An 18,995-nucleotide genomic window follows, 5' to 3' on the forward strand; every position below is an offset into this window, starting at 1 on the left:
GTGCCGGCGCTTTGATGCGCCGCATGACCGAACCGAGACGCAAGCGCGGCGCCGAGCGAACCAGCAACAGGGGACCGGCCGCCATCCCGCAACTGCCGTTGCGCCGCGTGACAAATCCCTATCCGCCGATGGCGATGCTCTCGGCCGATCAGATCGAGGCGATCCACCAGGCGTCGATGCACATTCTGGAGAATTTCGGCATCGAGGTGATGAGCCCGCGGGCGCTTTCGCTGTTCGAGAAGGCCGGCGCCAAGGTCGATCATGCGTCGATGACTGTCCGCATCGACCGCGGCATGGTCGACGAGGCACTGAAGACGACGCGGTCCAGCTATACGCTGACGCCGCGCAACCCGGCCCACACAGTCCATCTCGGCGGCAACACGATCAATTTTACGCTCGTCGCCGGACCGCCGAACGTGCATGACATGGAACGCGGCCGGCGCGCCGGCAATTTGCGCGACTATTGCGACCTCACCCGGCTGGCGCAGCATTTCAACTGCATCCACATGCTCGGCAATCAGGTCTGCGCACCGGTGGAACTGCCGGCCAATTCACGCCACCTCGACACCTATTTCGCCAATCTGACGCTGACCGACAAGAGTTTTCACGTCTCGGCGGTCGGCCGCGGCAGGGCGCTGGACGGCGTCGAAATGATGGCGATTTCGCGGGGCTTGAGCCTCGACCAAATGCGCGACGATCCCGGCGTCACCACCATCATCTCGGTCAACTCGCCGCGCCGCTTCGACGAGATGATGGCCGAAGGGCTGATGACCATGGCCGAGTTCGGCCAGTCGGTTGCGGTGACGCCGTTCACGCTGATGGGGGCGATGAGCCCGGTGACGCTTGCCGGCGCGCTGGCGCAACAGAACGCCGAGGCGCTGTTCGGCGTGGTCTTGACGCAGCTTGTCCGCCCCGGCGCCCCGGTCATGTATGGCGCCTTCACCTCCAATGTCGACATGAAGTCCGGTGCGCCGGCCTTTGGCACGCCGGAGAACACCAAGGCCAACATCGCCTCCGGGCAATTGGCGCGGCGCTATGGACTGCCCTACCGGACGACGCCGGGCTCGGCCTCCAACGCCGCCGACGCGCAAGGCGCCTATGAGACGCTGATGGCGCTGTGGGGTGCGGTGCTCGGCCACGGCAATCTCGTCTACCACGCAGCCGGCTGGCAGGAGGGCGGGCTGACCGCGTCGTTCGAAAAGTTCATCATCGATGTCGAGATGATCCAGCACATGATGGAGTTTTTGCGCCCGATCGAAGTCAACGAGGCGGAACTCGCCGTCGAGGCGCTGGGTGCGGTGCCGACCGGCGGCCATTTCTTCGGCGAGCCGCACACGCTGGAGCGCTATGCAACCGCCTTCTACCAGCCGATGCTCTCGAATTGGCAGAACTACGAGGCCTGGCAGGAGGCCGGCGGCCTAGACACCACGGCGCGGGCGACGCGGCTGTGGAAGAAGGCGCTGGAAGATCATGTCGAGCTGACGATGGATATTGCGGTGCGCGAAGCGCTGGAGGCGTATGTGGCCAGGCGCAAGGAAGCGATCGGGCAGGGCGAGCCGTGATGGTCGAAGGCTTGCGCTCGTGTACCCCCCTCTGTCCTGCCGGACATCTCCCCCTCAAGGGGGGAGATTGGCTGTCACGTTCTCCTTCGCCAATCACCACCGTTGAAAAGAGCGCGGCGGCGTTGAAACTGCCAATCTCCCCCCTTGGGGGGACCTTGAGGAGGAGATGGCCGGTAGGCCAGAGGGGGGGTGGCTTGGCTCCTCCCGCCCCGATTCATCTCACCCCTCCAACTCCCTGAAATATGAGAAAAACCCATGAAATCGCATGCGAAGGTCGTGGTCATTGGCGGAGGCGTCGTCGGCTGTTCCGTGCTGTTCCATCTCGCCCGTCACGGCTGGACCGACATTGTGCTTCTGGAGCGCGACGAGCTGACTTCCGGCTCGACCTGGCACGCGGCCGGCGGCATGCACACGATCAATGGCGATCCCAACGTCGCCAAGCTGCAGAAATACACGATCTCGCTCTACAAGGAGATCGAGGAGCTGTCCGGCCAGGCGACCGGCGTGCATCTGACCGGTGGCGTGCTTTTGGCGGCGACCGAGGCGCGGCTCGACTGGCTGCGCGGCGTTGTCGCCAAGGGCCGCTATCTCGGCATCGACCTCGAGGAGATCTCGCCTGATGAGGCGGCCGAGTTGATGCCGCTGCTCGACCCGAAACAGTTCGTCGGCGCGGTGCGCAACAAGGAGGACGGTCATCTCGACCCGTCCGGCGTCACCCACGCCTATGCCAAGGCGGCCAGAAAACTTGGCGCCGAGGTCGAGCGCTTCACCAAGGTCGAGGATATCGTGCGCCGCGCCGACGGGTTGTGGCGGATCATCACCAACAAGGGCGAGGTGGTGGCCGAGCATGTCGTCAACGCCGGCGGCCTGTGGGCGCGCGAGGTCGGCCGCATGGTGGGCCTCGAACTGCCGGTGCTGGCCATGGAGCACATGTACCTGATCACCGAGGACATGCCGGAGGTCGCCGCCTGGAACCAGAAGACCGGCACGGAGATCATCCACGCGGTCGATTTCGACGGCGAGCTCTATCTGCGCCAGGAGCGCGGCGGCATGCTGATGGGCACCTATGAGAAGGCCAACAAGCCATGGTCCGAGCTCCAGACACCGTGGAATTTCGGCCACGAGCTTCTCGAGCCCGACATCGACCGCATCGCGCCGTCATTGGAAGTCGGGTTTCGGCATTTCCCGGCCTTCCAGAACACCGGAATCAAGCAGATCATCAACGGCCCCTTCACCTTCGCGCCCGACGGCAACCCGTTGGTCGGGCCGGTGCGCGGCCTGCCTGGCTTCTGGGTCGCCTGCGGCGTCATGGCCGGCTTTTCGCAGGGCGGCGGTGTTGGCCTGGCGCTGTCGAACTGGATGATCGAGGGCGATCCCGGCGCCGACATCTGGGCGATGGACGTCTCTCGCTACGGCGACTGGGCAACGATGGCCTACACCAACGCCAAGGTGCGCGAGAATTATTCGCGGCGTTTTTCCATCCGCTTCCCCAATGAGGAACTGCCTGCCGGGCGGCCGCTCAAGACCACGCCGGTCTACGACCTTTTGTCGGCGAAGGGCGCGCAGTGGGGCGTGGCCTATGGGCTGGAAGTGTCGTTGTGGTATGCGCCCGAAGGCGTCAGGGACGAGTTCTCGTGGCGGCGCTCGAGCGATTTCGAGCATGTCGCAAAAGAGGTGAGGACGGTGCGGACAAGTGTCGGCCTGTCGGAAATCTCGTCCTTCGCCAAATACAGGGTGACGGGCGCGGGCGCGGCGGCCTGGCTCGACCGCCTGCTTGCCTGCAAGCTGCCAAAGCCCGGCCGCATGACGCTGACTCCGATGCTGAAGCAAGACGGCAGGCTGATCGGCGACTTTTCGCTGGCCAATCTCGGCAGCGGCAATTCCAGCGGGGAGGGCTGGTTCCTCGCCGGTTCCGGCATTGCCGAGCAGTATCACATGCGCTGGTTCGAGGCGCATCTGCCGCAAGATGGCTCGGTCCATATCGAGGCGCTGGGGGCGAGACTGACGGGCCTGTCGATTGCCGGTCCGAGGGCGCGGGACGTGTTGGCAAAAGTCACCCGGGCGGATGTGTCGAATGCGGCGTTTCCGTTCATGGCGACGGCCAGGATGGATCTCGGCATGGCGCCGTGCCTGGTCGGCCGCGTCAGCTACACCGGCGATCTCGGCTACGAGATCTGGGTGGCGCCGGAATATCAGCGTGCCGCGTACCAGACCCTGATGGCGGCCGGCGAACACTTCGGCATCGGCCTGTTCGGCGCGCGTGCGCTCAACGCGCTGCGGCTGGAGAAGAATTACGGCTCGTGGGCGCGCGAATACCGGCCGATCTACGGTCCGCTGGAGGCCGGGCTCGACCGTTTCGTCGCCTACGGGAAAGAAACCGATTTCATCGGCAAGCAGGCGGCACTGGCCGAGCGCCAGCAAGGCGGCAAGCTGCGGCTGCGCGCCTTTGTCGTCGATGCTGCAGACGCCGACGTCATCGGCGACGAGCCGATCTGGTTCGACGGCGCCGTGCGCGGCTGGGTCACGTCAGGCGGCTACGCACATCATTCGAAGACGTCCGTGGCCCTGGGCTATGTGCCGAAGGAGATCGCCGACGAGGCCGATGGTTTCGAGATCGAGCTCCTGGGCAAGCGCTACACCGCACGGGTGCAGCCGACGCCGCTGTTCGACGCGAATCTCGAGCGGCTGCGAGGGTGATGGCGCCGCCACTGCGCGGGGTCGGCGGGACAGCGCCCGGACAGCGCCCCCTCTGTCGGCAGGACAGAGGGGGCGAAGGAACGCCAACCGCGAAACAAACCGTACGCCCAGCTACCGCACCGGCGCCGTCAGCGCGAAATGAGCACCCTGTGGGTCCGTGCACATCACGATCCAGCCGCCGCCGGGAACCTCCATCGGTCCCATCAGGATCGTGCCGCCATCATCGGTGACACGCTTGGCCGCCGCGTCGATTGCGGGGACATTGAAATAGAACTGCCAGACCGGCACCGGAACCTGCTCGGGCTTGTTCATCATGCCGCCGACAGGTTCGCCGCCGGCGGCAAACAGCTGGTAGGTGCCCATCGGCCCCATATCCATGGCGTCGCCCTTGGTCCAGCCGAATTGCCCGGCATAGAAATCGAACGCGGCGTGCCAGTCGGTCGTGTAGAGTTCATGCCAGCCGATATTGCCGGGAGTGGTAGCCGGCAACGGCGGCTGGTCAGAGCCAATCGGCTGCAGGAGGTTGAACACCGCGCCTTGCGGATCGGCGACGACGGCATAGCGGCCAACGCCCGGAATGTCATCGGGTTTGCGGTGAACCGCACCGCCGGCCCCCTTCAGCGATTTCGTGGAAGCATCGACATCCCCGGTATGGATGTAACCGACCCAGGCTGGCGGCATGCCCGTCTTGCGCACTTCGTCCGGCTGCGTCATCAGCCCGGCAACGCCGCGCTGGCCGACATTCATCACGATATAGCGCGGCATGCCGGGCGCGCCGTCGAAGGGCTGCGCCTTCCAGCCCACCACATCGGTGTAGAACGCTTCGGCAGCGTCGAGATCGGTGGTCATCAGCTCGTACCAGAAGAAGGACATCGGGGAGTTTGGCATTGTCGTGCTCCTTGGGTTTCCAGTCATCGATCATGCGTGATCCATCTAGGACGATCTTCGCGACGGAATTCCGACAGCCAAGGCCAATATAGAAAACATGAGTATTGATATCATGTTTTGTCGTGGCTTTTCAGCGGCTTGCGTCGAAAATTGACCAATTGATAAAAAAACAAAACGTGATAGCCTTCCGCAAAACAACAAGGAATGGGGAAGCGGAATGGCGACTGGTCATTTCAAGCAGGGCATTGCCGGCGGGCGGCTTTCGCCCGAGCAATATGCCGACAATTTTTCCGACCTGCATCCGCCGCTCGATCATCACGAGGCGCTGGTCGAGTCCGATCGCTGCTATTTCTGCTACGATGCGCCGTGCATGAACGCATGCCCGACCTCGATCGACATCCCGCTGTTCATCCGCCAGATCTCGACCGGCAATCCGATCGGCTCGGCCAGGACGATTTTCGACCAGAACATTTTGGGCGGCATGTGCGCCCGCGTCTGCCCGACCGAGACGCTGTGCGAAGAGGTCTGCGTGCGCGAAGTGGCTGAAGGCAAGCCGGTGCAGATCGGCCGCCTGCAGCGTTATGCCACCGATGTCGCGATGGCTGAGAACAAGCAGTTCTATGCGCGCGCCGCTCCGACCGGCAAGACGGTCGCCGTGGTCGGCGCCGGACCGGCCGGGCTTGCCGCCGCCCATCGGCTCGCCCGCCACGGTCACGACGTGACCATCCTCGAGGCGCGCCCGAAAGCCGGCGGTCTCAATGAATACGGCATCGCCGCTTACAAGAGCATCGACAATTTTGCCCAGGCCGAGGTCGATTATGTCATTTCGATCGGCGGCATCGACATCCAGAACGGCAAGGCGCTTGGCCGCGATTACCAGCTGTCGGACCTGACCAGGAATTACGATGCAGTGTTCCTCGGCATGGGACTTGGCGGCGTCAACGCGCTGCGCGCCGACGGCGAGGACGCGCAAGGCGTCACCAATGCGGTGGAGTTCATTGCCGAGCTTCGCCAGGCCAGCGATCTTGCCAGCCTGCCGGTCGGCCGGCGCGTTGTCGTCATCGGCGGCGGCATGACGGCGATCGACGCGGCGGTGCAATCAAAGCTGCTAGGCGCCGAAGAGGTGACGATCTGCTACCGGCGCGGTCAGGAGCACATGAACGCTTCCGAATTCGAGCAGGACCTGGCCGCCGCCAACGGCGTCATCATCCGTCACTGGCTGCAGCCGAAGCGGGTCATTGCCGAAGGCGGCAAGGTGTCGGGCATCGAACTCGAATATACGGCGATGGAAGGCGACAGGCTCGTCGGCACCGGCGAGCGGCTGACGCTCACTGCCGACCAGGTGTTCAAGGCGATCGGCCAGAGCTTTGTCCCGGCTGCGCTCAACGGCAGCGGCGCCTTGCTGGCGCTGGAAGCCGGCCGCATCAAGGTCGACGCCGAAGGCCGCACCTCGCTGCCAAACGTCTGGGCCGGCGGCGACTGCATCTATGGCGGCGACGACCTCACCGTCTCGGCAGTCGCGCAGGGGCGCGACGCGGCCGAATCGATCCACCGGGCACTGACCTCGAACGGGAGGGCATGAGCATGGCAGATATCAGAAACAATTTCGTCGGCATCAAATCGCCGAATCCGTTCTGGCTGGCCTCGGCGCCGCCGACCGACAAGGCCTACAATGTCATCCGCGCCTTTAGGGCGGGCTGGGGCGGCGTTGTCTGGAAGACGCTCGGCGAAGAGGGGCCGCCGGTGGTCAATGTCAACGGCCCGCGCTATGGCGCGATCTGGGGCGCCGATCGCCGCCTGCTCGGCTTGAACAACATCGAGCTGATCACCGACCGCGACTTGCAGACCAATCTGCGCGAGATCAAGCAGGTCAAGATGGACTGGCCCGAGCGCGCCATCGTCGTCTCGCTGATGGTGCCTTGCGAGGAGCGTGCGTGGAAGGCGATCCTGCCGGTGGTCGAGGAGACCGGGGCCGACGGCATCGAGCTCAATTTCGGCTGCCCGCACGGCATGTCGGAACGCGGCATGGGCGCCGCCGTCGGCCAGGTCCCGGAATACATCGAAATGGTGGTGCGCTGGTGCAAGGCCAACACCCGCATGCCTGTCATCACCAAGCTGACGCCGAATATCACCGATATACGCAAGCCGGCGCGTGCCGCCCTTGCCGGCGGCACCGACGCGGTGTCGCTGATCAACACCATCAATTCGATCACCGGCGTCAATCTCGACAGTTTCGCACCGGAGCCGACGATTGACGGCAAGGGTTCGCATGGCGGCTATTGCGGCCCGGCGGTGAAGCCGATCGCCATGAACATGGTCGCCGAGATCGCCCGCGATCCGGAAACGCACGGCCTGCCGACCTCCGGCATCGGCGGCATCACCACCTGGCGCGACGCTGCCGAATTCATGGCGCTCGGTGCCGGCAATGTGCAGGTGTGCACGGCGGCGATGACCTATGGCTTCAAGATCGTGCAGGAGATGATCGCCGGTCTCGAAAACTGGATGGACGAGAAGGGCCATGCCTCGCTCGACGACATCGTCGGCCGCGCCACGCCCAACGTCACCGACTGGCAATATCTCAACCTCAATTACGTCGCCAAGGCGCATATCGACCAGGAGGCGTGCATCAAATGCGGCCGCTGCCACATCGCCTGCGAGGACACTTCGCACCAGGCGATCACCAGCATGGTTGACGGCAAGCGGCATTTCGAGGTGATCGAGGCCGAATGCGTCGGCTGCAACCTCTGCGTCAATGTCTGCCCTGTCGAGAACTGCATCACCATGGAGCCGCTGGCGGCCGGCGTCATCGACCAGCGCACCGGCAGACCGGTGTCGCCGGTCTACGCCAACTGGACGACGCATCCAAACAACCCGATGGCCAAGGTGGCCGCGGAGTAAGTTTGGTCGAAGCGCCAGATCGGTTTCGTCCGGTTGAATTGTCGAGGTTGGCGCTGCCCCTCATCCGCCTGCCGGCACCTTCTCCCCGTATCGTGACGGGGAGAAGGGGGATTGCCGCAACCTCGCCGCCCTTTTTGCACCGCCGACAATTGGCGAAATCATCGGTGATAGCGTCTTTCTCCCCGTCACTATACGGGGAGAAATGCCCGGCAGGGCAATGAGGGGCAGCGCAACCCTTTGAAAAGGAACCGTAGGCCCGGATATTCCTATTGCGGATAAAAATTATCCATGATAAGATATATCCATGAATTGGGATTCAGAAAAATGAAGCTGGGCGAGGGCGTTGAAGCGGCCATCCACTGCGCCGCCATGCTTGCCGGCGTGGAAGGCGCGTCGACCATGCCGGGTGCTGCCATGGCGGAAGCGTTCGGCCTGTCGCCAAGCTATCTGCTCAAGCATCTCAACGCGCTCACGGCGTCGGGCATCCTGGAATCGGTGCCCGGGCCATCGGGCGGTTTCCGGCTGGCGCGGCCGGCGGAGCGCATAACGCTGCTCGACATCGTGCTCGCCGTCGAAGGACGCGAACCGGCCTTCCGTTGCGGCGAAATCCGTCAGCGCGGGCCGGCCAGGCTCGATGCCTCGGCCTATGTCAAACCCTGCGGCATCAGCGTCGCGATGCTGAAGGCCGAGCGCGCCTATCGCGCCGCTCTTGCCGAGTCCCGGCTGTCCGACATCGTTGCGGAATACGTGAGCGATGCCGATCCCCGTTCAGTCGCCGCCAACTGCGCCTTTGTCGAGCGTCATCAACGACCGCAGAAATCCAGTTCAACCAAGCAAGCGTGAAGGGAAAGAGAATGAAGCAGAGGCTGCAATTCTTCGGCGCGGCGCCGGAAATCATGAAAGCGGTATCGGCGCTCAACAAGGCGGTCGACGAGTGCGGGCTCGAGGAAGGCCTGCTGCATCTGATCAAGCTGCGGGCGTCGCAGATCAATGGCTGTTCGTACTGCGTCGAGATGCACAGCCGCGAGGCGCGCCGAGATGGCGAGACCGAGCAGCGGCTCTATCTCGTCTCCGCCTGGAAGGAATCGCCGCTGTTTTCCGAGCGCGAACGTGCTGCCTTCGCCTGGACCGAAGTGGTGACGAAGATCGCCGACAGCGGCGTGCCGGACGATCTCTATGCTCGCACGCTTGAACACTTCTCGGAAGAGGAATTGGTCAAGCTGTCCGTCGCGATCGGCATGATCAACACCTGGAACTGGCTCTGCGTTCCCTTCCACGCCATTCATCCGGCAGCGGCGGCCAAGGCCGCCTGAGCAGACGAAACTGGATGCGCGGCCTTAACGCCCCGCGCGTCTCTTTTTGCTTTGGGATCAAGACCATGTTGTCGAATTTTGAGAATGAGATTCTGGTTGCCGCACGCCTGCTGCTTGGCGGCGCCTTTGTCTTTGCCGGCCTGCGCAACATCCAGAATGCAGGCTTCCTGACCCAGCTGATGACGACGCGAGGCGTGCCGCAGGCGCGGCTGATGCTGTGGCTGGGGATCGTCCTGCAAATCGTTTCCGGAGCGCTGGTGATATCAGGTGTCTGGACCGCTGCCGCGGCTCTGTGCCTGGTGCTGTTCCTGATGGTGGCCACGCCGATGTTCCACAATTTCTGGGATCATCAGGGCCCCGAGCGCGCGTCGCGCATCAACGGCTTTGTCGGCAACGTGGCGCTTACTGGAGGTTTCCTGGCGCTGGCGGCGCAGCCGCTTTGAAGGTTCGGTGGCCGCCTCGCGGAGGCAGCCGCCGCAGCCTCTGGCAAACGGTCTCAATCTGTCAAACCAATTGCTGAAGCTTCAGCTCTTCGGCTTCAGCCCGTCGATGAACAATTGTTCGAGAAACCTTGCAGCATCCTCGAAGCGGCCGTCGCCGCCGCGGTCGGGGCCGAGCACGGCGCGGACCTGAACGTCGAAATCGGCATAGTGCTGCGTCGTCGCCCAGATCGAGAAGATCAGGTGCCAGGGGTCGGTGGGCGCGATCTTGCCGGCGCGCATCCAGCCCTTGATGACGGCGGCCTTCTCGTCGACCAGCGTCTTCAGCTCGCCTTCCAGCATCGGCATGATGCGCGGCGCGCCCTGCAGGATCTCGTTGGCGAACAGGCGGCTTTCCCTGGGGAAATCGCGCGCCATTTCGAGCTTGCGCCTGATATAGCTGCGCAATTCGGTCAAGGGATCGCCGATGTCGTCGAGTTCGCGCAGCGGCGCCAGCCAGGTGTCGAGAAGCCGCTGCATCAGCGTCTCGTGGATGTCCTCCTTGCGGCGGAAATAGTAGAGCAGGTTCGGCTTCGACATGCCGGCGGCTTCGGCGATCTGGTCGATGGTCGAGCCGCGAAAGCCGCTGGTCGAGAACACCTCGAGCGCCGCCTCCAGGATCAGCTCGCGCTTTTCCTGCTGGATGCGGGTACGGCGAGGGGCCGGAATTTCCATGTCGGCCGTCACCGCGGCATACCATGGCTTGGAGAGCCATCTGGACCAATTCTCTGGACCAGTTTTTCTCCGGCCTGTGGAGCGCGCCTCAGCTGCCGCATTTCCGCTAGTAATCCCTTGACCGCCGACAGGGCGGTGCTAACGTTTGTCCAATCGGTCAAAATTTGCGTAGCACGAAAACGCAGCAGAGACCAAGTGTCGGGAAGACCAAGCGTTAGCCGCACCGAAACAGGTTACAAGGGGAAGTCTTGGTCATGTCCAACCGGCTGAAAGTCACGCCGAACGATCTCAGCGCATTCTGGATGCCGTTCACGGCAAACCGGCAGTTCAAGCAGGCGCCGCGCATGATGGTGTCCGCCAAGGACATGCATTACACGACGAGCGACGGCCGCACGGTTTTAGACGGCACCGCCGGCCTGTGGTGCGTCAATGCCGGCCACTGCCGGCCGAAGATCACCGAGGCGATCCAGAGCCAGGCCGCAGAGCTCGACTATGCGCCGGCGTTCCAGATGGGTCACCCGATCGTCTTCGAACTGGCGAACCGTTTGGTCGACCTGGCGCCGGAGGGCATGGACCACGTGTTCTTCACCAATTCCGGATCGGAATCGGTCGAGACCGCGCTGAAGATGGCGATCGCCTATCACCGCGCCAGAGGCGAGGGCTCGCGCACCCGCCTGATCGGCCGCGAGCGCGGCTATCACGGCGTCAATTTCGGCGGCATCTCGGTCGGCGGCATCGTCACCAACCGCAAGATGTTCGGCACGCTGCTCGGCGGCGTCGACCACATGCCGCACACCCACCTGCCGGAGAAGAATTCGTTCACCAAGGGCGTGCCCGAGCATGGCGCGGAACTGGCCAACGAGTTGGAGCGCATCGTCGCGCTGCACGACGCCTCGACCATCGCGGCCGTCATCGTCGAGCCGGTGGCGGGTTCCACCGGCGTCATCCTGCCGCCGAAGGGCTATCTCGAGAGGCTGCGCGAGATTTGCACCAAGCACGGAATCCTTTTGATCTTCGACGAGGTCATCACCGGCTTCGGCCGTCTCGGCACGCCGTTTGCCGCCGACTATTTCGGCGTCACGCCCGACATCATGACCACCGCCAAGGGCGTCTCCAACGGCGTCATCCCGATGGGCGCGGTGTTCGTCAAGAAGGAAATCCACGACGCCTTCATGACCGGCCCCGAGCATATGATCGAGTTCTTCCACGGCTACACCTATTCGGGCAATCCGATCGCCTGTGCGGCGGCGCTGGGCACGCTCGATACCTATAAGGAAGAGGGCCTGCTCACCCGCGGCCAGGAACTGGCGCCGTATTGGGAAGACGCGCTGCATTCGCTGAAGGGCGAGCCGAACGTCATCGACATCAGAAACATCGGCCTGATCGGTGCGATCGAGCTGGCGCCGATTCCCGGCAGTCCGACCAAGCGTGCCTTCTCGGCTTTTGTGAAAGCGTTCGAGCGCGGCGCGCTGATCCGCACCACCGGCGACATCATCGCGCTGTCGCCGCCGCTGATCATCACCAAGGGCCAGATCAACGAATTGATCGACCATGTGCGTGAAGTGCTGAGGGCGGTGGATTGAGAAACGCGGCGCAGCTTTCCCTGGGGGACGCTGCGCAATCGATGAGGTTTTAGAAATGGCCGCTCCGGGCGAGAATCTGCGAATCAATTCAGACCGTTTGTGGGATTCGATAATGGAGATGGCGAAGATCGGCCCCGGCGTTGCCGGCGGCAACAATCGCCAGACGTTGACCGACGCGGACGGCGAGGGGCGGCAGCTGTTCAAGCGCTGGTGCGAGGCGGCTGGACTTGAAATGGGCCTCGACGAGATGGGCACGATGTTTGCCCGCCGCGAGGGCACCGACCCCGATCTGCCGCCGGTCTATGTCGGCAGCCATCTCGACAGCCAGCCGACCGGCGGCAAGTATGACGGCGTGCTCGGCGTTCTTGGCGGCCTTGAGATCGTACGCTCGCTCAACGAGCTCGGCATCAAGACAAAACATCCGATCGTCGTCACCAACTGGACCAACGAGGAAGGCGCGCGCTTTGCGCCGGCGATGATGGCATCCGGCGTGTTCGCCGGCGTCCTCGACCAAGCCGACGTCTACGAACATGTCGACAAGGACGGCAAGAAGTTCGGCGAGGAGCTCGAACGCATCGGCTGGAAAGGCAGCGAGAAAGTCGGTGAGCGCAAGATCCACGCCTTCTTCGAGCTGCATATCGAGCAGGGCCCGATCCTCGAGGACGAGGGCATCGACATCGGCGTCGTCACCCATGGCCAGGGATTGAAATGGCTGCAGGTGACGCTGACCGGCAAGGAGGCGCATACCGGCTCGACGCCGATGCCGAAGCGCCGCAATGCTGGGCTCGGCATGGCGCGGGTGATCGAACTGGTGCACGAGATCGCCATGGACTACCAGCCCGACGCCGTCGGCGCGGTCGGCCACATGGAGGTCTATCCGAACTCGCGCAACATCATCGCCGGCCGCACCATGTTCACCATCGACATCCGCTCACCGGAAAAGGAAGTGCTCGACGCCATGGACGGGCGCATCCGCGAAGGCATCGACACGATCTGCGAAGCGCTCGACATCAAATATCAAATCGACCAGGTCGGCCATTTCGATCCGGTGACTTTCGATCCGGGCTGCGTCAAGGCAGTGCGGGATGCGGCCGAGCGCTTGGGTTATACGCATCGCAACATCGTCTCCGGCGCCGGCCACGACGCCTGCTGGATCAACCGCGTCGCGCCGACGGCAATGGTGATGTGCCCCTGCGTCGACGGGCTCAGCCACAACGAGGCCGAGGAAATCACCAAGGAATGGGCGGCGGCCGGCGCCGATGTGCTGTTCCACGCGGTGGTGGAGACAGCTGTTATCGTGGGGTGAGCTAGAAACCAAGATTCCGAACGTCGCTCACCAAGAAGCGCGAAGAGAACAAGGGAACAAAAAAATGTCCAAAGTCATCAAGAACGGCACCATCGTCACCGCCGATCGAAGCTGGAAGGCCGACGTGCTGTTCAAGCACGGCAAGATCATCGCCATCGGGCCGGACCTGCATGGCGATCACGAGTTCGACGCCACCGGCTGCTACGTGATGCCGGGCGGCATCGATCCGCACACCCATCTCGAAATGCCGTTCATGGGCACCTATTCGGCCGACGATTTCGAGAGCGGCACCCGCGCCGCGCTTGCCGGCGGCACCACCATGGTTGTCGATTTCTGTCTGCCGGCGCCGCAGCAGTCGCTGCTTGAGGCCTTGCAGATGTGGGACAACAAGACCTCGAAAGCCTCCTGCGACTATTCCTTCCACATGGCGATCACCTGGTGGGGCAAGCAGGTGTTCGACGAGATGGCCACCGTCGTCGACAAGGGCATCACCTCGTTCAAGCACTTCATGGCCTACAAGGGCGCGCTGATGGTCGACGACGACGAGATGTATTCGTCGTTCCAGCGCTGCGCCGACCTTGGCGCGCTGCCGCTGGTCCATGCCGAGAATGGCGACGTGGTGGCGGCGCTGTCGCAGAAGCTGCTAGCCGCCGGCAATAACGGCCCCGAAGGGCACGCTTATTCGCGGCCGCCGGAAGTGGAAGGCGAGGCGACCAACCGCGCCATCATGATCGCCGACGTGGCCGGCGTGCCGCTCTATGTCGTGCATGTCTCCTGCGAGCAGGCGCACGAAGCCATTCGCCGGGCGCGGCAGAAGGGCATGCGGGTGTTCGGCGAGCCGCTGATCCAGCATCTGACGCTCGACGAGAGCGAATATTTCAACAAGGACTGGGACCATGCGGCGCGCCGCGTGATGAGCCCGCCGTTCCGCAACAAACTGCACCAGGATTCGCTGTGGGCCGGCCTGCAGGCCGGATCGCTGCAAGTGGTGGCGACCGACCATTGCGCCTTCACCACCAGCCAGAAGCGCAACGGTGTCGGCGATTTCACCAAGATCCCGAACGGCACCGGCGGGCTTGAGGACCGCTTGCCGGTGCTGTGGACGACGGGCGTCAACACCGGCCGGCTCACGATGAACGAATTCGTCGCGGTGACCTCGACCAACATCGCCAAAATCCTCAACATGTATCCGAAGAAGGGCGCCATCGTCGAAGGCGCCGACGCCGACATCCTCGTCTGGGACCCGAAGCGCAAGAAGACGATCACCTCCAAGAAGCAGCAGTCGGTGATCGACTACAACGTCTTCGAAGGTTTCGAGGTGACAGGCCTGCCGCGCTTCGTCTTTTCGCGCGGCGAATTGTCGATCCAGGAGAACGAGGTCAAGGCGAAGCCCGGCCATGGCGAGTTCGTCGCTCGCGAGCCGAATGCCGCGGTCAACCGGGCGCTGTCGACCTGGAAGGAAATTTCCGCGCCGCGCAAGGTGGAACGATCAGGCATTCCGGCGACCGGGGTGTGAGCTTGCGCGGGTTTGTCGAAGTCGGCGCCGCCCCTCAGGGGCAGCGCAAACCTGAAGCGATTGCACTGAAGCCGGCCTCAGGCGAGCAGCCCATCCAGTTGCGGCAGCAGCACGACGCTTTCCTGTTCGTTGGGATCGGTGCGGGCGATGACCGCCGAGGCCGGGCTGTCGCTCAGATTGGCCGGCAGATGCGGCACGCCGGCGGGAATGTAGAAGAGGTCGCCGGCCTTGGCCACGGTCTGCTGCTCGAGCCGATCGCCATACCAGGTATGGACCTCGCCGGAGAGCACATAGATCGCCGTCTCATGGCTTTCGTGCATATGCGCCTTGGCGCGGGCACCGGGCGGCATGGTGAGCAGGTGCATGCAGATGCCGGTAGAGCCGACCGTCTCGGCGGCGATGCCGGTGAAATAACTCAATCCCTGCTTGCCTTCATAAGAGCCTTCGGGGGGGATAAGATGGCAGGTGGGTTTGGACGACATCGGGCAAACTCTCGATCGAGTGGGACAAGATAAGTGGAAAGCAGCATTTTGGCAAAAGCAACGGGAGTGCGGCCGGCGCGGCGGCGGTGCGAAAAGCCAGGCTGCGGCCTATGACCGGACAGTCGCCAGCCGTCGTTTCGGCAAGCAAGCTCGGCCTGACCTTCCAGACCAGCGACGGTCCGGTGCAGGCGCTGTCGGATGTCGACCTGACCATCGGCAAGGGCGAATTCGTCTCCTTCATCGGGCCGTCCGGCTGCGGCAAGACGACCTTGCTGCGGGTCATCGCCGATCTCGAGAAACCGACATCGGGAAGCATCTCCGTCAATGGCGTGACGCCGGAGCAGGCGCGCGAAAACCGCGCCTATGGCTATGTCTTCCAGGCGGCCGCACTTTATCCGTGGCGCACGATCGAGCGCAATGTGGCGCTGCCGCTGGAGATCATGGGCCTGTCGAAGGCAGAGCAGGCGGCGCGCATCAAGCGCACGCTCGATCTCGTCAACCTGGCCGGCTTCGAGCAGAAATACCCGTGGCAGCTTTCCGGCGGCATGCAGCAGCGTGCCTCGATCGCGCGGGCGCTGGCGTTCGATGCCGATCTTCTGTTGATGGACGAGCCGTTCGGCGCGCTGGACGAGATCGTGCGCGACCACCTCAACGAACAGCTGCTGGAGCTTTGGGATCGGACCAACAAGACCATCTGCTTCGTCACCCATTCCATTCCCGAGGCGGTCTACCTGTCGACGCGGATCATAGTCATGTCGCCGCGCCCGGGCCGCGTCAGCGATGTCATCGAATCGACGCTGCCGAAAAAGCGGCCGCTCGACATTCGCGAGACGCCGGAGTTTTTGGCGATCGCGGCGCGGGTGCGTGACGGGCTCAGGGCAGGGCACAGCTATGAGGATTGAGCGGGATGGGCTCTCTCCTCTCCCCGACGGTGCCAGCGGGCCCACCCATGCCTTCGTCATCCTAGGGCGGAGCAAGGAGCGAAGCGACGCGGCGCAGGGCAGGGCACAGCTATGAGGATTGGGCGGGATGGGCTCCCTCCTCTCCCCGACGGGGAGAGGGTGGCCGGAGCGAAGCGGAGGTCGGGTGAGGGGGCGGCGCCGACAGATCCGACGAAAAGAAATGCCGGGGCAACCGCTCGCGCTCGAAAGCTGCGGGTCAACGAAACCGAGGCTGAGTACCGATTTTGGGGGGAGCTGAGAGGACGTCATCTCAACGGCTACAAATTTGTGAGGCAAGTGCCGCTTGGACCTTTCATCGCGGATTTCGTTTGTCGCGAGAAGGGTCTGATTGTCGAACTCGATGGCAGCCAGCATGCGGATTCACCAACCGACCCCGCCAGGACGGCCTGGCTGAATGGCCATGGTTATTCCGTTCTTCGGTTCTGGAACCATGAAGTTCTGGCCGAACGTCGAGCGGTCCTTGATACGATTTTGGCTTGCCTCGACGGAAAGATTTCTACCCCCTCACCCGGCCTCCGCTTGGCTCCGGCCACCCTCTCCCCGTTGGGGAGAGGAGGGAAGCTTCGCTGATGGACTCCTTTCGCGACAAGATCGTTCCGGTGACCTCGATCCTCGCAGGCGTGGTGGTCGTCTGGTATGTTTTCGCCGTCATCCTCAACGCGCCGTTCCAGCGCGATCTCGACCGCCGTGCCGGCGAGACGCGGGGGATCGTGGAGTTCATCGGCAAGACGATGTCGCAGCCCAAGCCGACGCTGCCGGCGCCGCATCAGGTGGCGGTGAATTTCTTCGAGAACACGTTTCTGCGCAAGGTCACCAGCAATCGCAGCCTTGTCTACAATGCCTGGGTGACGCTGTCCTCGACGCTGCTCGGCTTCGCTTTCGGCACGGCGCTCGGCATCCTGATTGCCGTCGGCATCGTCCATGTGGCGACGCTCGACCGCAGCCTGATGCCGTGGATCATCGCCTCGCAGACCATTCCGATCCTGGCGGTGGCGCCGATGATCATCGTCGTGCTGGCGGCGATCGGCGTCACCGGCCTGATCCCGAAGGCGCTGATCTCGACCTATCTGTCGTTCTTCCCGGTGGCGGTCGGCATGGTCAAGGGCCTGCGTTCGCCCGAGATCACCCATCTCGACCTGATGCACACCTACAATGCCAGCGCCTCGCAGACCTTCTGGAAACTGCGAGTGCCGGCGTCGGTGCCGTTCCTGTTCACCTCGATGAAGGTGGCGGTGGCCGCCAGCCTGGTCGGCGCCATCGTCGGCGAACTGCCGACCGGTGCCGTCGCCGGCATCGGCGCCAAGCTGCTCGCCGGCGCCTATTACAGCCAAACCATCGACATCTGGTCGGCGCTGGTGGCCGGCTCGGTGGTGGCGGCGCTATTGGTGATGGTGGTCGGCATGGCCGGGCGCATCGTCGACCGCGCCATGGGCGGGAGGCCCGCATGAGTTCCCTCCTGAGCCTTTCGTCGATCACCCCCCGCTCGTGGCAAGGGTATGCCTCGCTTGTCCTTCTCGCCGGCGCGCTGCTTCTTTGGCCGCTTGTCGATGCGGCGCCCGGCTACGGTGTCGGTACCGCGGCTTTGATTTTCTTGTTGCTGCTCCTGGCAATTGGGGCCGATAATTTCCCGCCGGCAATTGGGGTGGTGTTGCTCTTCCTTGGCGCGCATGGCGCAGCGTGGCTGCTGCTCGCCGGCATAACCGGCAATGAGGGCACCGCCCGCGCGTCGTTTTATCTGCTGCTTGCCGCGGCATGGCTCCTGGCCTGGCGCTGCGTGACGGTGCTGTCCGCGCTTCGCCCGGCCTCGCGCTGGGCGGCGACCGCTTTGAGGCTGATTATTCCGGCGATCTTCGGCGCCTGGATCCTGATCATCTGGGAGGCGGTGACGCGCGGCGCCGGCATTCCCTTCATTCTGCTGCCGCCGCCAAGCGCCATCGGCGTGCGCATCGCCAATTCGCTGCCGGTGCTGGCCGCAGACGTGCGGCAGACCATCTTCAAGGCGGTGATCTTCGGCTACATCGTTGGCAGCGGCGCCGGCTTCCTTGCCGCCATCGCGGCCGACCGCGTGCCGTTCCTGCGCCGCGGGCTTTTGCCGATCGGCAATATGGTGTCGGCGCTGCCGATCATCGGCGTAGCGCCGATCATGGTCATGTGGTTCGGCTTCGACTGGCAGTCGAAGGCCGCCGTCGTCATCATCATGACGTTCTTCCCGATGCTGGTGAACACGGTCGCCGGGCTTGCTGCCTCCGGCCATATGGAACGCGATCTGATGCGCACCTATGCGTCGAGCTACTGGCAGACGCTGTTCAAGCTGCGGTTGCCGGCGGCAGCGCCCTTCATCTTCAACGCGCTGAAGATCAATTCGACGCTGGCGCTGATCGGCGCCATCGTCGCGGAGTTCTTCGGCACGCCGGTGGTCGGCATGGGATTCCGGATTTCGACCGAAGTCGGACGGATGAATATCGACATGGTCTGGGCCGAAATCGCAGTTGCAGCACTTGCGGGTTCGGTCTTTTATGGCGTGGTCGCTCTTTTCGAGAGAGCAGTCACGTTTTGGCATCCCTCCGTCCGTGGTGGATAGGGCGGTGGCGGGTTGGAATCAGGGTTGGATTGAAGGTCCTGGTCCTAAAAGGG

At 63.7% G+C, this 18,995-nt stretch carries 17 protein-coding genes; 14 read left to right on the forward strand and 3 right to left on the reverse strand.

Annotation, left to right across the window (positions count from 1 at the left end; all coding sequences use genetic code 11):
* Positions 1 to 23 precede the first annotated feature (23 nt).
* Both AC0L2C_RS12145 and AC0L2C_RS12150 read left to right on the forward strand, forming a co-directional pair.
* Positions 24 to 1,562 (forward strand): trimethylamine methyltransferase family protein, encoded by a 1,539-nt coding sequence (locus tag AC0L2C_RS12145; protein WP_473523445.1) that lies wholly within the window; start codon positions 24 to 26, stop codon positions 1,560 to 1,562.
* Positions 1,563 to 1,817: 255 nt separating this feature from the next.
* The gene (locus AC0L2C_RS12150; protein WP_473523446.1) at positions 1,818 to 4,259 is read left to right on the forward strand and encodes a GcvT family protein; all 2,442 of its coding nucleotides are present in this window, start codon (positions 1,818 to 1,820) and stop codon (positions 4,257 to 4,259) included.
* Positions 4,260 to 4,370: 111 nt separating this feature from the next.
* On the opposite strand, the gene AC0L2C_RS12155 is transcribed toward AC0L2C_RS12150, so the two are convergent.
* Positions 4,371 to 5,147, reverse strand: a complete 777-nt coding sequence (locus AC0L2C_RS12155) for a VOC family protein (RefSeq protein ID WP_473523447.1) — start codon at positions 5,145 to 5,147, stop codon at positions 4,371 to 4,373.
* A 217-nt stretch (positions 5,148 to 5,364) separates the two neighbouring features.
* Between AC0L2C_RS12155 and AC0L2C_RS12160 the strand changes: the two genes are divergently transcribed.
* The 5 genes from AC0L2C_RS12160 to AC0L2C_RS12180 all read left to right on the forward strand — a co-directional run bounded on the left by AC0L2C_RS12160 (position 5,365) and on the right by AC0L2C_RS12180 (position 9,801).
* Positions 5,365 to 6,729 (forward strand): NAD(P)-dependent oxidoreductase, encoded by a 1,365-nt coding sequence (locus AC0L2C_RS12160; RefSeq protein WP_128167227.1) that lies wholly within the window; start codon positions 5,365 to 5,367, stop codon positions 6,727 to 6,729.
* Positions 6,730 to 6,731: 2 nt separating this feature from the next.
* A complete protein-coding gene (gene preA / locus AC0L2C_RS12165; RefSeq protein ID WP_473523448.1) occupies positions 6,732 to 8,045 on the forward strand; it encodes an NAD-dependent dihydropyrimidine dehydrogenase subunit PreA in 1,314 nt (437 codons plus the stop codon).
* 324 nt (positions 8,046 to 8,369) lie between these two features.
* Positions 8,370 to 8,888, forward strand: coding sequence for an RrF2 family transcriptional regulator (locus tag AC0L2C_RS12170; protein ID WP_287249484.1), 519 nt, complete (start codon positions 8,370 to 8,372; stop codon positions 8,886 to 8,888).
* An 11-nt stretch (positions 8,889 to 8,899) separates the two neighbouring features.
* Positions 8,900 to 9,358 carry a carboxymuconolactone decarboxylase family protein gene (locus AC0L2C_RS12175; RefSeq protein ID WP_473523449.1) on the forward strand — a complete coding sequence of 153 codons (459 nt, stop codon included), beginning with the start codon at positions 8,900 to 8,902 and terminating at the stop codon, positions 9,356 to 9,358.
* Between the two features lie 65 nt (positions 9,359 to 9,423).
* Entirely contained in the window at positions 9,424 to 9,801 is a 378-nt protein-coding gene (locus AC0L2C_RS12180) for a DoxX family protein (RefSeq protein ID WP_287228200.1), read from the forward strand.
* A gap of 81 nt (positions 9,802 to 9,882) precedes the next feature.
* Here the strand turns inward: AC0L2C_RS12180 and AC0L2C_RS12185 are convergent, their stop codons facing one another.
* Entirely contained in the window at positions 9,883 to 10,512 is a 630-nt protein-coding gene (locus tag AC0L2C_RS12185) for a TetR family transcriptional regulator C-terminal domain-containing protein (RefSeq protein WP_128174246.1), read from the reverse strand.
* Positions 10,513 to 10,766: 254 nt separating this feature from the next.
* Between AC0L2C_RS12185 and aptA the strand changes: the two genes are divergently transcribed.
* From aptA to hydA, 3 genes are all read left to right on the forward strand, one after another.
* On the forward strand, positions 10,767 to 12,095 hold the full coding sequence (aptA, locus tag AC0L2C_RS12190) for an omega-aminotransferase AptA (RefSeq protein ID WP_023798690.1): 1,329 nt from the start codon (positions 10,767 to 10,769) through the stop codon (positions 12,093 to 12,095).
* A 55-nt stretch (positions 12,096 to 12,150) separates the two neighbouring features.
* Complete coding sequence (locus AC0L2C_RS12195; protein ID WP_473523450.1) at positions 12,151 to 13,401, forward strand: Zn-dependent hydrolase; 1,251 nt, start codon at positions 12,151 to 12,153, stop codon at positions 13,399 to 13,401.
* Positions 13,402 to 13,465: 64 nt separating this feature from the next.
* Positions 13,466 to 14,917: a dihydropyrimidinase gene (hydA, locus tag AC0L2C_RS12200; RefSeq protein WP_473523451.1), complete on the forward strand. Its 1,452-nt coding sequence runs from the start codon at positions 13,466 to 13,468 to the stop codon at positions 14,915 to 14,917.
* A gap of 77 nt (positions 14,918 to 14,994) precedes the next feature.
* Here the strand turns inward: hydA and AC0L2C_RS12205 are convergent, their stop codons facing one another.
* A complete protein-coding gene (locus AC0L2C_RS12205; RefSeq protein WP_473523452.1) occupies positions 14,995 to 15,399 on the reverse strand; it encodes a cupin domain-containing protein in 405 nt (134 codons plus the stop codon).
* Between the two features lie 110 nt (positions 15,400 to 15,509).
* On the opposite strand from AC0L2C_RS12205, the gene AC0L2C_RS12210 reads away from it, so the two are divergent.
* The 4 genes from AC0L2C_RS12210 (at position 15,510) to AC0L2C_RS12225 (ending at position 18,942) form a co-directional block, all read left to right on the forward strand.
* Positions 15,510 to 16,301 (forward strand): ABC transporter ATP-binding protein, encoded by a 792-nt coding sequence (locus AC0L2C_RS12210; protein ID WP_287237206.1) that lies wholly within the window; start codon positions 15,510 to 15,512, stop codon positions 16,299 to 16,301.
* A gap of 111 nt (positions 16,302 to 16,412) precedes the next feature.
* Positions 16,413 to 16,931 (forward strand): endonuclease domain-containing protein, encoded by a 519-nt coding sequence (locus AC0L2C_RS12215; protein WP_473523453.1) that lies wholly within the window; start codon positions 16,413 to 16,415, stop codon positions 16,929 to 16,931.
* Positions 16,931 to 17,809 carry an ABC transporter permease gene (locus AC0L2C_RS12220; protein ID WP_128246386.1) on the forward strand — a complete coding sequence of 293 codons (879 nt, stop codon included), beginning with the start codon at positions 16,931 to 16,933 and terminating at the stop codon, positions 17,807 to 17,809. The genes AC0L2C_RS12215 and AC0L2C_RS12220 overlap by 1 nt, the downstream gene beginning before the upstream one ends.
* Positions 17,806 to 18,942: an ABC transporter permease gene (locus tag AC0L2C_RS12225; protein ID WP_128167207.1), complete on the forward strand. Its 1,137-nt coding sequence runs from the start codon at positions 17,806 to 17,808 to the stop codon at positions 18,940 to 18,942. The genes AC0L2C_RS12220 and AC0L2C_RS12225 overlap by 4 nt, the downstream gene beginning before the upstream one ends.
* Positions 18,943 to 18,995 lie beyond the last annotated feature (53 nt).

It is taken from the genome of Mesorhizobium sp. WSM4845 (genome assembly GCF_055811455.1).